Genomic DNA, 12,657 nt, shown 5'->3' on the forward strand with positions numbered 1-12,657 from the left:
GCCGCTCGCGGTACGGGTGCTCGGCGAGCAGCGGCTCGACGTCGCGCAGGGCCTCGTCGAACCGGTCGAGCGCGAACAGCGCGTCGAGCCGCGTCTCGGCCGCCGTCAGCCGCTCGGCGTGCAGGACCTGCCGGATCGGCTCGGCCAGCTCGTCCGCGACGTCCGCGAGCGCGGGGCCGCGCCACAACGCGAGCGCGGCCGCCAGCTGATCGGCCGCCTCGGCGGCGTCGCCCGTGGCCATCGCGTGCCGGCCGGCCACCACGAGCTCACGGAAGGCCAGGACGTCGAGCTGGTGGTCGCCGAGCCGCAGCTCGTAGCCGGTGGCGTGGGTGATGATCAGGTCGTCCCCGATCGCGCCGTCGCCGGCCCGCAGCCGGCGGCGGACGCCGCTGATCGCGTTGTGCACCTGGGCTCGCGCCGTGCTCGGCGGCTCGTCCCACAGCGCGTCGACGAGCCGGTCGAGCGTGGTCAGCCGGCCGGCGTTGAGCAGCAACGTGGCCAGCACGAAGCGCTCACGGCCGCTGCCAGCCGGTACCGCTGATCCGTTGTGCCGGGCGACAACCGGCCCCAGGAGCCCGAACTCCACCCACCGAGGCTACCGACCGGCGCCGTCCAGCCGGGCGGACTCCTCGGTGGACAGCGTCAGGTCGACCGCCTGGACCGAGTCGCGGATCGTCTCCGGCCGCGACGAGCCGGGGATCGGGATCGTCCGCGGCGACTTCGCGAGCATCCAGGCAAGGCACACCTGCTGCGGGCTCACCCCGTGTGCGCGGGCGATGTCCGCGAACGGCGCGAACCGCGAGCCGAGGTCCCCGGCGCGGGAGATGCCGCCGAGCGGGCTCCACGGCAGGAACGCGATGTCGAGCTCGTCGCACAGCTCGAGCTCGGGTTCGCTGGACCGGTACGCGGGCGAGAACTGGTTCTGCACGCTCACCAGCCGCCCGCCGAGGATCTCGTTCGCCAGCCGAATCTGGTCCGGGTTCGCGTTGGACACGCCGGCCAGGCGGACCTTGCCGGCGTCGAGCAGCTCGCGCAGCGCACCGACCGAGTCGGCGAACGGCACCTTCGGGTCCGGCCGGTGGAACTGGTACAGGCCGATCGCCTCGACGCCGAGCCGCTTGAGGGACGCGTCGCAGGCCTGCCGGAGGTGCTCGGGCGAGCCGTCGAGCGTCCACGATCCGTCGCCGGGCCGCAGGTGGCCGCCCTTGGTGGCGACGAGCACGCCGGAGGTGTCGCCGCCGTGGCCGGCGAGCGCCCGCGCGATCAGCGTCTCGTTGTGCCCGACCTCGTTGGCGTGCAGGTGGTAGGCGTCGGCCGTGTCGATGAAGGTGACGCCGGCGTCGAGCGCGGCGTGGATGGTCGCGACCGATCGCCGCTCGTCCGGCCGGCCCTCGATCGACATCGGCATCCCGCCGAGCCCGATGGCGCTGACCTGCACGTCGCCGATGCGCCGAGTCTGCATGGTGGATCCTTCCGTTCGGTTCGGCACCAGTCTTTCGCGATCGGCACGCGACGTGCGCGGCGAGCGGCCGCACGTCGCGTGCCGCCGGCCGCGATCCGCTGTGGTGGACCCATTCCGTGCGGCGATCCAGCGTTTACTTCGGTGCGCTGACCCCGCGGTGCAGCGTGGCTCCGAAATCGAGCACGATGCCGCCCTCGTCGTGCATCTCCTCCGCGCCGGCGAAGAACGCGCGGCGGAACTCCGCCGCGCGGTCCGGTGGCAGCGTTTCCAGAGCCTGCGGCACGCCTTGCAGCGCAAGCCAGTTCCAGAGCGCGCGCGGGTCGGCCATCGGCTTGGGGATGTCGACCTCGGTGCGGGTGAGCCGATCGAACCCGGCCTCGGCCAGCAGGGTGTCGAGACGGTCGGCGGACAGCGCGTCGGCAGTCTCGCCGGGGCTGCCGAAGAACCTTGCGTTCAGCTCGTGCAGCCAGCCGAGCCGGCCCACGGTCTGCCGCTCCAACGACAGCGCCACCGTGCCGCCCGGCGCGAGCACCCGGCGGAACTCCGCGAGCGCCGCGGCCGGATCGTCGAGGACCTGCACGAGGAAACCCGCGGCGACCAGGTCGAACGAGCCGTCCGGGAAGTCCAGCCTGCTGGCGTCGAGCTGCCGGGCGGTGATCGTCGGATGGTCACTGCGCAGCCGCGCCACCATGCCGCCCGACGAGTCGACGGCGGTCACCACGCACCCGCGAACGAGCGCCGCCCGCGCCACCGCGCCCCGCCCGGCGCCGACGTCGAGCACCCGCGCCCCCGGCTGCGGCGCCGCGACGTCGACCAGGCGGCGACCCACGTCAGCGACGTAGAAGAAGATCTCCTCGTACCGGTCAGCCAACGCGTCGTACTTGCGCCGGCTCTGTTCCGTGCTGGTCAACGCTGCCTCCACGGTGGTCCGGCGGCGAAGCCTAGATACCCGATCGGGTGATTGGACACCGCCGAACCGGGAAGGGCGGATGCTCAGGCCTGCAGCCATACCGTGTTGGCGCCGCGGTCGGTGCCGCCCTCGCTCCGGTAGTGGCTGACCAGCAGCCGCCCGCCCGGTTCGACCAGCGCGCTCAGCGGGTGGCGGACGAGGTCCGCGCGGCGCGGTCGCGGCACCCGTGTCGAGCAGCACGTGCACGAAGGTGAAGCGACGCCCGTCGGCAGGCACGTAGTCGATGGCGTTGCCACCTCGATGCGGTCGGAGCCGGCCTGTGGCGTGGTGCCGCGCAGATACGCCGGTTCGAGCAGCCGCACGTTGTCCGCGTAGTAGTCGGCATCGGTCTCGGTACGGAAGTCGTGCGCCGCGTCCCGAACTGTCGCGGCGTTCGCGGGAGCCAACCGGCCCGCGAGCTCCTCCGCGTCCGCGACCACCGCCTCGACCGACGCATGTGGACGGTCGCCGGTCCGACGCCGATGCGCTCGCCTTCGTCGTGCACGCGCCGGGAGCGCCCATGGAACAGTTCTCCCGGGCGGCCGCCGCGCTGGCGGCGGCGGGCGAAGCCACCATGGACGCCGTGCTCGCCATCACCGACGACACGGCATCGAATGCTCGGCCCGATCCCGACGACCGTGTAGCGGTCAGTCGGCCGGAATCTCCCGGTTGGAGTAGTACGGCTCCTTGAACGGGAGCTCGGCCTCGGCGTCCGGCCAGACGGTAGCGGCTCCTAGCATCAGGACCATGGAGCCCGACGAGCCGACCCGGCAGGCATGGACCGCGGCAACGACAGCGTTCGTGGAGGAATTCCTGGCGGGGCTGGAGGAGGCGCCCGCGAGCAACCACGACTCCGGCATCCCGGCGCGGCTGCTCGCCCCGCCGCCGGACGGGCCCGGCGAGCTCGGGGACCTGCTCGCCCGGTTCGGCGACGCGGCCGGGCGAGCGTTCGAATCCGCGGGTCCGCGCTTCTTCGCCTACTTCCCGGCCGGGGGCCTGTACACCGCCGTGCTGGCGGAGATGCTGGCGTACGCGGTCAACCGCTACACCGGCGTCGCCGGCCCGGCGCCCGCGCTGGTGGCGATGGAGCACAGCGTGCTTCGCTGGCTCTGCGACCTGTTCGCGCTGCCCGAGGGTGCGGGCGGCCTGTTCACCTCCGGCGCGTCGATCGCCACGCTCGCCGCCCTGCATGCCGCGCGCGAGGACCGGCTCGGCGGCCCGGACCCGCGCGGGACGGTCTACGTCACCGAGCACACCCACTACTGCGTCGCCAAGGCCGCGCGGGTCGCCGGGCTCACCCCCGAGCAGCTGCGCACGGTGCCGGCCGGCGCGGATCTGCGCATGGACGTCGAGGCCGCGGCCGAGCTCATCGCCCGGGACCGTGCCGCGGGCCGGAGACCGTTCATGCTGGTCGGTACCGCCGGGTCGACGAGCACCGGCACGGTGGACCGCCTCGACGCCCAGGGCGAGCTCGCCCGGCGCGAAGGCCTGTGGTTCCACATCGACGCCGCCTACGGCGGGGCGTTCCAGCTGACCGAGCGCGGCCGCCGGGAGCTGACCGGCATCTCGCAGGCCGACACGCTGACGCTCGACCCGCACAAGAGCATGTTCCTGCCCTACGGCACGGGCGTGCTGCTGGCGCGCGACCTGGGCCGGCTGCACGCCGCGCACAGCGCGACCGGCGACTACCTGCAGGACATCGACCGCGGCGTCGGCCCGGACTTCGCCGACCTCGGTCCCGAGCTGACCCGCAGCTACCGGGGTCTTCGGCTGTGGCTGCCGCTGCACCTGCACGGCGTGGCCGCGTTCCGCGCCGAATTGGACGAGAAGCTGGACCTCGCGGCGCACGTCCACCGCACGCTGTCGGCCGACCCCAACCTCGTCGTGCCCCACCCCCTCGGCCTGACCGTGACCGTGTTCCGCTCACCCCACGGCGACGCGGCGACGGAGGCGCTGCTGGCGCGGATCAACGGGACCCGCCGCGTGTACCTGTCGAGCACCCGGGTGTCGGACCAACACACGATCCGCATGTGCGTGCTGAGCATCCGCTCCCACCGCTCCCATGTGGACGAAGCCCTGACGGTGATCCAGGAGGCCGCGAAGCTGACCGCGGCGACGAGATGAGGGTTGCGCGAGAGCGTAGGGGTCGCCTCCTCGTCTCCGTCCCACCGCGTCATCGACGCGTTGCCAGGTGGCGGGTGAGGTGGTCGACCACCTCACGCGCGTCGTCCTCGATGCCGTGGATGAAGGTGGACTTGCGGCGGCGCAGGACGGGCAGGCCCAGCGCGTACAGGCCGGGGCTGTCCACGACGCCGCCGTCGTGGGTCAGGTGACCCTTCTCGTCGACGACGGGGACGTCGAGCCAGCTGTAGTCCGGCCGGAAACCCGTGGCCCAGACGATGGTCCGGATCTCACCGCCGCGCAGGTCCAGGCGTAGCCGCGTCGACGCGGGCACGCGCGTCGGCTCGAACCGTTCCGGCGGCTTGACGTCGAGGTCGCTCGAGGCGGCCCACTCGTCGAACGTGCCCAGCAGGCGGTCCATCTTCAGGTCGGCCAGCGAGACGACGTTGCGCAGCCCGCCGGAGAACAACAGCTCGCCGTCGCGCACTGTCGCCGCACGGCCGACCAGCTCGACGCCCAGCGCGGTCAGCACGTTGATGTCGAGCGTCGACCGGTCCGGGGTTCCGGCGAGCTGCGGCGAGGCGAGACGCCTGGCGCGGGTGAGGTCGGGCACCTCGTCGTAGCGCTGGTCCCACACGCCCGAGGCGTCCATCCACCACAGCACGTCGCGGCCGCGGTACAGGCGGGGGAGCCGCACGTGCTCTCCCGTCGACAGCACGACCGGCCGGCCGGAACCCCGGATCTCGGCCGCCAGCTGCACCCCGGTGGCCGACGCGCCGACGACGAGCACACCGCCGTCGGCGAGCGCGTCGGGCCCGCGGTAGTCGAACGGCGTGACCTGCTCGACGGCGGCCGGCACCGCCTCGCGCAGCCGAGGCACCGCCGGCTCGTTGCAGGCGCCGCTGGCGAGAACCACTGTGCGACAACGGATCTCGCCGCGATCAGTGCTCACGTGGTAGCCGTCTTCGGTGCGCCGCACCGACGTGACGGTCGTGCCGGTGCGGACCGGAGCGCGCGTGAGTGCGGCGAAGCGGTCGATGAGCTCGACCACCTCGCCCATCCTGAGGTAGCCGTCCGGGTCCGGGCCTTCGTAGCGCAGGCCCGGCAGCCGGCTCTGCCAGTTGGGCGTGAGCAGCCGCAGCGAGTCCCAGCGTTCCCGACGCCAGGAGTTCGCCACCTCGCCGCGCTCGAGCACGACGTGGTCGAGCGCCCGCTCGCGCAGGTAGTGGCTCGCGGCGAGGCCCGCATGGCCCGCGCCGACCACGACGGTCGTGGTGCGCTCAGGCAACTTCGACGGTCACGTCCGTGGGGTTCGTCAGGGCGTCGAACACGGCCGAGCGCTTCTGCGACTGGGCCACGATCGCCTCGATGTCCTCTTTGGACGCGTCTGCGTCGATGTTGAACGTCACCTTGATGCCGTTGAATCCGTTGCGTACGTCGCTGTCCGCGCCGAGGATCCCGCGGATGTCGTGCGCGCCCTCGAGCGTCGCCTCGACCGACCGCAGCTGGATGCCGCGGTTCTGCGCGACGGATGCGACACCGGCCGTGAGGCAGCTGCCCAGGCCGACGAGCAGGTACTCGATCGGCGTGATGCCGTTGTCCGTGGCCGCGAAGGTCTCCGGGTGGTCGGCGGTGAGGGTCGACTGTGCCTTGTGGTTCTGCTCCGCGCCGAGCCCGAAGTAGTCCTTGACGGTCGTCGTGCTGTGCACGCCATTTTCCCACCGCGTGGTGGACCGCCACGCGAACTGGGCTGCCTCCGGTGCGGACTTGACAGCTTCACGCGCGTCGAGGAGGGCCTGGACGTCGACCCCGTTGTCGATGCTGTCGATGGTCGTCATGTTGGGAACGCTACACCCCCTCTGACCTGCGTCTCAGTATCCGAAACACGGCGTCGTCCCGGTCGCGGAACGTGCCGGGGTGGATATGATGCGCACATGGTGCCCGCGTCGACGCTCGCGGCCGGATCGGTCGGCAGCGTGGAAACGCGATACCTCGATCTGCCCGCACCGGTGCGGCTCGACTGTGGACAGGAGCTGCAACCGGTCCGCGTCGCCTACGAGACCTACGGCACCCTCTCACCCAAGCGCGACAACGTGATCCTCGTGTGCCACGCGCTCAGCGGTGACGCGCACGCGGCCGGTTTCTCGGCGGGCCAGGCCGAAGCGAGCACGCGGGACGGGTTCGGAGCCGACGACCGCGACGGCACGGCCGGCAAGGCACTCGGCTGGTGGGACGGCATGATCGGCCCCGGCAAGGCTTTCGACACCGACCACTTCTTCGTCGTCTCCACCAACCTGCTCGGCGGCTGCCGCGGCACGACGGGGCCGTCGTCGACCGACCCCGCGACCGGCCGGCCGTACGGGCCGGACTTCCCGGTGATCACCGTCGCGGACATGGTCCGCACCGAGCGCGCTTTCCTCGACGCGCTCGGCATCGAGCGGCTCGCGGCGGTGGCCGGCGGCTCGCTCGGCGGGATGCAGGCGCTCGAGTGGGCGATCCGGTACCCCGATCAGGTGGACTCCATCGTCGTCATCGCCAGCACCCACGCCCTGCACCCGCAAGGCATGGCGTGGAACGCGATCGCGCGCGAGTCGATCATGCGCGACGCGGCGTGGCAGGGCGGGCGCTACTACGGCACGGGCGCCGCGCCGGACGCCGGCATGGGCGTGGCGCGGATGGTCGGCCACGTCACTTACCTGTCAGCGCCGGCGCTGGACGACAAGTTCGGCCGCCGGCTGCAGTTCGCCGACGACATCCGGTACACCATCACCGAACCCGAGTTCGAGGTGGAGAACTACCTGCGCCACCAGGCCGACTCGTTCGTCAAGCGGTTCGACGCCAACACCTACCTCACGATGTCGCGCGCGCTGACGTACTTCGACCTCGCGCGCCAGTACGGCGGCGGGTCACTCACCCGGGCACTCGAAGTTGTCACGGCGCGGACGCTGCTGATCACATTCAGCTCCGACTGGCTCTACCCGCCGTCCGCGTCCGAGGACATCGACGACGCGCTGCGCGCCCTCGGCAAGCCGACCGAGCTGCATCTGATCGAGGCGCCGTACGGCCACGACTGCTTCCTGCTGGAAGAAGACCGACAGACGCCGATCGTCCGCCGTTTCCTGGGCGGTCGGTGAGGAAGAGGCCTTTGGTGACCAACGACTTCCCCGATGACTCGCGCAGGGTCGAGCCGGAGCACGAGTTCGGGTTCGAGACCCGGCAGCTGCACGCCGGGCAACGGCCGGACCCGAACACGGGCGCCCGCGCGGTGCCGATCTTCCAGACGACCAGCTACGTGTTCGAGGATCCCGAGTCCGCGGCCGCCTACTTCAACCTGCAGGAGTACGGGAACACCTACTCGCGCATCATGAACCCGACCGTCGCGGTGTTCGAGGAGCGCGTCGCGAACCTGGAGGGTGCGGCCGGCGCGGTGGCGTTCGCCAGCGGCATCGCCGCGCAGGCGGCCGCGCTGTTCACCATGCTGGCGCCGGGGGACCACGTCGTCTCGTCGTCGGCGCTCTACGGCGGGACGGTGAACCAGCTCAAGCACCTGCTGCGCAAGATGAACGTCGACCTGACGTGGGTCGACCCCGACGACCTCGGCGCGTGGAAACAGGCGGTGCGCGCCGAGACGAAGGCGTTCTTCGCCGAGACCATCGGCAACCCCGGCGGCAACGTGCTCGACATCGAGGCGGTCGCGGCCATCGCGCACGAACACGAGGTGCCGTTGATCGTCGACAGCACCTTCGCCACGCCCTACCTGTGCCGCCCGATCGAGTGGGGCGCCGACATCGTGATCCACTCGGCGACCAAGTTCCTCGGCGGTCATGGCACGAGCATCGGCGGGGTGGTCGCCGAGGCCGGCACGTTCGACTGGTCCAACGGACGCTTCCCGGTCGTCGCGGACCCGTCGCCGGCCTACCACGGCCTGCGGTTCCACGAGACGTTCGGCACCTACGGCTACCTGATGAAGCTGCGCGCCGAGACACTGCGCGATCTCGGCGCCGCGCTCTCGCCGTTCAACGCCTTCCTGTTCCTGCAAGGGATGGAGACGCTGTCCCTGCGGATGGAGCGCCACGTCGACAACGCGCGACAGGTCGCCGAGTTCCTGTCCGCGCACGAGCTGGCGTCGCGGGTGACCTACCCCGACCTGCCGGCGAGCCCGTACCGGCCGCTGGTCGAGAAGTACCTGCCGCGCGGGGCCGGTGCGGTGTTCTCGTTCGACGTCGCCGGTGGCCGGGCCGGCGGGCAGGCACTGATCCGCGGCGTGTCCCTGTGGTCCCACCTGGCGAACGTGGGCGACGCGAAGAGCCTGATCATCCACCCCGCCAGCACCACGCACCGCCAGCTCGGCGACGAGGAGCTGCGCGCGGCCGGCGTCGGCCCCGGCACGGTGCGGCTGTCGGTAGGCACGGAGTCGGTGGCGGACCTGCTCTGGGATCTCGAGCAGGGCTTCGCGCATGTGGCCGAGACAGTTGCGAAGGAGGTCGCGACAGCATGACAGTGCCGGCGCGCTACCAGGACCCGCTGGAGATCCAGCGGGTGCTCAACACCGCGAAGACGATCGCGATCGTTGGCCTTTCGAACAACGAGCTGCGGGCGAGCTACTTCGTCGGCTACTACCTCAGGCGGCACGGCTACCGGGTGATCCCGGTGAACCCCCGCGCGTCGGAGATCCTGGGGGAGACCAGCTACCCGAGCCTGCGGGACGTCCCCGAGCCGGTGGACATCGTCAACGTCTTCCGCGCACCGGACGCACTCCCCGAGATCGCGCAACAGACGGTGGAGATCGGGGCCGGCGTCCTGTGGTGCCAGTTCGGCGTCATCAACGCCACCGGCGGACAGCTTGCCGAGGACCGCGGGGTGACGGTGGTCATGGACCGCTGCATCAAGGTCGAGCACGCGCGCTACATCGGCCGCATGCACTGGCTCGGCTTCAACACCACGCGCATCACCTCCGTGCGGGCCGGCCTTCAGTAGATCAACACCCTGAACTGCGGCAAAGTGGTGCAACTCGCCTACGGTGGCTGACCGCGCTCGATAGGCTGCGCTGTGTGACGAGCCAGTTCAGCGTGCTGCTTCGGCAGCTGCGGCGGCAGACGACGTTGACACAGGAGGAGCTGGCGGAGCGCTCCGGCTTGTCGGTGCGGACCGTTCGCCGGTTGGAGACCGGTGAGCGCACCAACCCGCAGCTGGACACGGTGCGGCTGCTCGCCGACGCGCTGCGGCTCGAGCCGGACGAGCGCGCCAAGCTGCTGGCCGTCGCCGACGGGCAGGCGGTGCCGGACCCGCACGGAGCCGCCGGTGCCGTCAACGGGTTCCGCCCGGAGTCGGCGTTCGAGCGCAGGCTGGCGGAGGCCACCGACGATCTCGCGCACGCGGTCGGTGCGGGCCTGGGCCGGGAGGAGGAGCTGCGGCGGATCCAGGATCCGTTCCCGCTGCCGGTCCGCTGGCAGGTGGCGCCCGACGACGTGATGGACCACTGGGAGAACATCCGCCGGGTCTCGCCGGGTGAGTCCGCGAAACCGCTGGAGCTCGCCGGGCGCCTGCCCGAGATCGCCGACGTCTACCGGCGCATCCCGTCCGGGCGGCTGGTCGTGCTCGGCCGGGCGGGATCGGGCAAGTCGGTGCTGGCCGCGCGGCTCGTCCTCGACCTGTTGGCGACTCGCGACCGGGGCGCCGCCGTGCCGGTCGTCTTCAGCCTCGGATCCTGGAACCCGACCACCACCGAGTTCCGGGACTGGCTGGCCGGACAGCTGACCCGCGACCACCCCGGGCTGGCGGCACCCGGCCGCGACGGGTCGAACCTGGCGACCGCGCTGGTCGAGGCCGGCCGCATCCTGCCGGTACTGGACGGGTTCGACGAGCTCGCCGCGGGCCTGCACCGGGCCGCACTCGACGCGCTCAACGCCACGACCCTGCCGCTGCTGTTGACCAGCCGCCCCGGCGAGTACGCCGCCGTGGCCGGCACCGACGCCCTGACCGCCGCGGCGGCGGTCAGGCTGATCGACCTCACCGTGGCCGACCTGGACGACTACCTCCCGCGGACCACGCGCAAGAACGGGGGCGCGACCGCGTGGGACTCGGTCCTGGACGAGCTGCGCGACCACCCCGAGCGTCCGGCCAGCGTCAACCTCCGCGCGGTGCTGACCACCCCGCTGATGGTCGGGCTCGCCCGCGCCGTCTACAGCGACCCCGCCGGACGCGACCCGTCGGTGTTGCTGGACACCGAGCGGTTCGGCAGCCAGTACGAGCTCGAGGACCACCTGCTGAGCAACTTCATCCCCACGGTCTACCGAGACAAGCACCCCCGCTGGGACTCCGAGCGCGCGCGAAGCTGGCTCGGCTACCTCGCCCAGCACCTGGACCGGCTCGGCACCCACGACCTCGCCTGGTGGCAGCTGGGCAGCGCGATGCGCCGCCGCTCGCGCATGTTGATCGTCGGGCTGGTGGCCGGACTGGCCGTCGGCGTGCTCACCGGCTCGCTCATCACACCGGTGAACACGCTGGCCGGCGAGGGCGCTTTGGTGGGGCTCACCGCCATGCTGGGCAACTGGCTCGGGTTCGGGTTGGCGACCGGCCTCGCGCACGGTGCCGGGATCACGCTCGGCGGCGGGGCGTTCGAGCCGTCACACGTCCGGCTGCGAACCCGCGGCGGGGCACGGCAGCTGCGAGCGAGGTTCGGCCCCCGGCTCCTGGTCGGGTTGGCCGGTGGCGTCGGCCTCGGGCTGGTGCTGGGACTCGCGGGCGCGGCCGGGCTCGACCCGATGGGCCTCGTCGGGTTCGGGTTTCTCGGCGGGCTCGCGACCGGCGCCGGCCTGGGGATGCTGACCGGGCTCGGGTGGGGGCTGATGGCCGGGCTCGAGGCCCCGGTCGACATCAGGTCAGCCGTCGGCCCCGCCGACCTGCTGCGCACCAACCGGGCGACCGTGGTGGTCGAGTTCCTCGGCTGGGGACTCGTGCTCGGGCTCGCCCACCTGCTGGTGATCACGCTCGTACTCGGGAACGTGCATCCGGCGGCCGTCCCGCTCGACCTCGTACTCGGCCCCGTGATCGGCCTCGCGATCGGGACCAGCCTGACCGCGTGGGGCCAGTGGCTCGTGTTCGCGCGCGTCTGGCTGCCGCTGACCGGCCGGCTGCCCTGGTCCGTGGCCGCCTTCCTCGACGACGCGTGCCACCGCGGCGTGCTGCGACAGGTCGGCGCGGTCTACCAGTTCCGGCACGCCCGCCTCCAGGCTCACCTGGCCGACGTCGGCTGACCTGCGCCTTTTCGGCCGGACATAGATGTCCGGTCCGCGGTCCTGGTCCGGTGCACGGGTCCGCGCCACTGTCTGCGACGTGTTCGAAACTGTCGATGACCTGGCGGGCGCGGTCACCGGGGTACTGAACCCCGACGGACCGCTCGGGAACCTGACCCAGACCCTGACCGACGCGCTGGACGGCGTGTGGGCCGCGTTCTTCGCCTCGCCGACCCCGCCGGGCGGCACCAACTGGAACGCCTACACCCACGAAGAGCTGTACCGGATGTTGTGGGGGGAGGACGCGGACGTCGGGGACGTCGGCACGGTCGCCGCCGAGTGGGGGCGCCACAGCAGTGCGCTGACCGAGTTCGCGGACGCGCTGCGCAGCCAGCGGGAGGCGCTGACGTCGAACTGGCAGGGCCGGGCGGCCGAGCTGGCCGGGGACCGGCTCGGGGAGCTCAGCGACAAGATCTGGACCGTCGGTGCCAGGGCGAGCACGGTCCAGAAGGCGGTCAACGAGGCCGGCGACGCGCTGGCCCTGGCGCGCAACACCATGCCGCCGCCGCCCCCGGACCCGATGACGCTGGCGTCGAGCGCGGTCGGCGCCGGACCGATGCCGCCGCTCGAGGCGGTGCTGGTCGGCGGCGCCCGGGTGTTCACCGCCGACGCGGTCGCGGGCGCCTCGAAGGCCGAGGCGGTGCGCGTGATGCAGCGCTACGAGGCGAGCCTGCAGAGCAGCGGCAGCCAGGTCGTGCCGGGTCAGGGCGACGCCACCAAGCCCGGGGAGTTCCAAGTGGACGGACCGGGGGCGACCAGCGCGGCCGCGGCCGCCGGCGGCGGATCGCTCGCGGGTGGCGGCGGGACGGGTGGGGCGCCCTGGTCCCGGC

The 12,657-nt window shown here is 72.2% G+C and carries 12 protein-coding genes; 6 read left to right on the forward strand and 6 right to left on the reverse strand.

The annotated features are described in order from the left end of the window. The 4 genes from ACRDSK_RS26045 to ACRDSK_RS26060 all read right to left on the reverse strand — a co-directional run. A partial coding sequence (locus tag ACRDSK_RS26045; protein ID WP_431443913.1) for an AfsR/SARP family transcriptional regulator occupies window positions 1-586 on the reverse strand: 586 nt, incomplete at its 3' end. Between the two features lie 9 nt (window positions 587-595). Then, window positions 596-1,462: an aldo/keto reductase gene (locus tag ACRDSK_RS26050; RefSeq protein ID WP_431443914.1), complete on the reverse strand. Its 867-nt coding sequence runs from the start codon at window positions 1,460-1,462 to the stop codon at window positions 596-598. Between the two features lie 133 nt (window positions 1,463-1,595). Further along, entirely contained in the window at window positions 1,596-2,372 is a 777-nt protein-coding gene (locus ACRDSK_RS26055) for a class I SAM-dependent methyltransferase (protein ID WP_431443915.1), read from the reverse strand. Window positions 2,373-2,455: 83 nt separating this feature from the next. Further along, a complete protein-coding gene (locus ACRDSK_RS26060; RefSeq protein WP_431443916.1) occupies window positions 2,456-2,851 on the reverse strand; it encodes a hypothetical protein in 396 nt (131 codons plus the stop codon). 307 nt (window positions 2,852-3,158) lie between these two features. On the opposite strand from ACRDSK_RS26060, the gene ACRDSK_RS26065 reads away from it, so the two are divergent. Further along, a complete protein-coding gene (locus ACRDSK_RS26065; protein ID WP_431443917.1) occupies window positions 3,159-4,535 on the forward strand; it encodes a pyridoxal phosphate-dependent decarboxylase family protein in 1,377 nt (458 codons plus the stop codon). A 49-nt stretch (window positions 4,536-4,584) separates the two neighbouring features. Here ACRDSK_RS26065 and ACRDSK_RS26070 read toward each other — a convergent pair whose 3' ends face one another. Next, on the reverse strand, window positions 4,585-5,820 hold the full coding sequence (locus ACRDSK_RS26070) for an NAD(P)-binding domain-containing protein (RefSeq protein WP_431443918.1): 1,236 nt from the start codon (window positions 5,818-5,820) through the stop codon (window positions 4,585-4,587). Then, window positions 5,813-6,370, reverse strand: a complete 558-nt coding sequence (locus tag ACRDSK_RS26075; protein ID WP_431443919.1) for an OsmC family protein — start codon at window positions 6,368-6,370, stop codon at window positions 5,813-5,815. The genes ACRDSK_RS26070 and ACRDSK_RS26075 overlap by 8 nt, the downstream gene beginning before the upstream one ends. Before the next feature lie 96 nt (window positions 6,371-6,466). Here ACRDSK_RS26075 and metX point away from each other — a divergent pair, with 96 nt between their 5' ends. The 5 genes from metX to ACRDSK_RS26100 all read left to right on the forward strand — a co-directional run. Continuing rightward, a complete protein-coding gene (gene metX, locus ACRDSK_RS26080) occupies window positions 6,467-7,666 on the forward strand; it encodes a homoserine O-acetyltransferase MetX (protein ID WP_431443920.1) in 1,200 nt (399 codons plus the stop codon). A gap of 14 nt (window positions 7,667-7,680) precedes the next feature. Continuing rightward, window positions 7,681-9,030 (forward strand): O-acetylhomoserine aminocarboxypropyltransferase/cysteine synthase family protein, encoded by a 1,350-nt coding sequence (locus ACRDSK_RS26085; protein ID WP_431443921.1) that lies wholly within the window; start codon window positions 7,681-7,683, stop codon window positions 9,028-9,030. Then, window positions 9,027-9,509, forward strand: a complete 483-nt coding sequence (locus ACRDSK_RS26090) for a CoA-binding protein (RefSeq protein ID WP_431443922.1) — start codon at window positions 9,027-9,029, stop codon at window positions 9,507-9,509. Before ACRDSK_RS26085 ends, ACRDSK_RS26090 begins: the two co-directional genes overlap by 4 nt. A gap of 74 nt (window positions 9,510-9,583) precedes the next feature. Further along, window positions 9,584-11,788, forward strand: a complete 2,205-nt coding sequence (locus tag ACRDSK_RS26095) for a helix-turn-helix domain-containing protein (RefSeq protein WP_431443923.1) — start codon at window positions 9,584-9,586, stop codon at window positions 11,786-11,788. 79 nt (window positions 11,789-11,867) lie between these two features. Continuing rightward, window positions 11,868-12,657, forward strand: a 790-nt coding sequence (locus ACRDSK_RS26100) for a WXG100 family type VII secretion target (protein WP_431443925.1), incomplete at its 3' end; no start/stop codon positions are given.

It is taken from the genome of Actinophytocola sp., assembly GCF_050699915.1.
In the GTDB taxonomy this organism is placed as follows: domain Bacteria; phylum Actinomycetota; class Actinomycetes; order Mycobacteriales; family Pseudonocardiaceae; genus Actinophytocola.

Excerpts from the sequence above, each read along its gene's own strand:
- ACRDSK_RS26050 (WP_431443914.1), bottom strand. The coding sequence starts at position 1,462 with ATGCAGACTCGGCGCATCGGCGACGTGCAGGTCAGCGCCATCGGGCTC.
- ACRDSK_RS26065 (WP_431443917.1), top strand. The coding sequence starts at position 3,159 with ATGGAGCCCGACGAGCCGACCCGGCAGGCATGGACCGCGGCAACGACA.
- ACRDSK_RS26075 (WP_431443919.1), bottom strand. The coding sequence starts at position 6,370 with ATGACGACCATCGACAGCATCGACAACGGGGTCGACGTCCAGGCCCTC.
- metX (WP_431443920.1), top strand. The coding sequence starts at position 6,467 with ATGGTGCCCGCGTCGACGCTCGCGGCCGGATCGGTCGGCAGCGTGGAA.
- ACRDSK_RS26090 (WP_431443922.1), top strand. The coding sequence starts at position 9,027 with ATGACAGTGCCGGCGCGCTACCAGGACCCGCTGGAGATCCAGCGGGTG.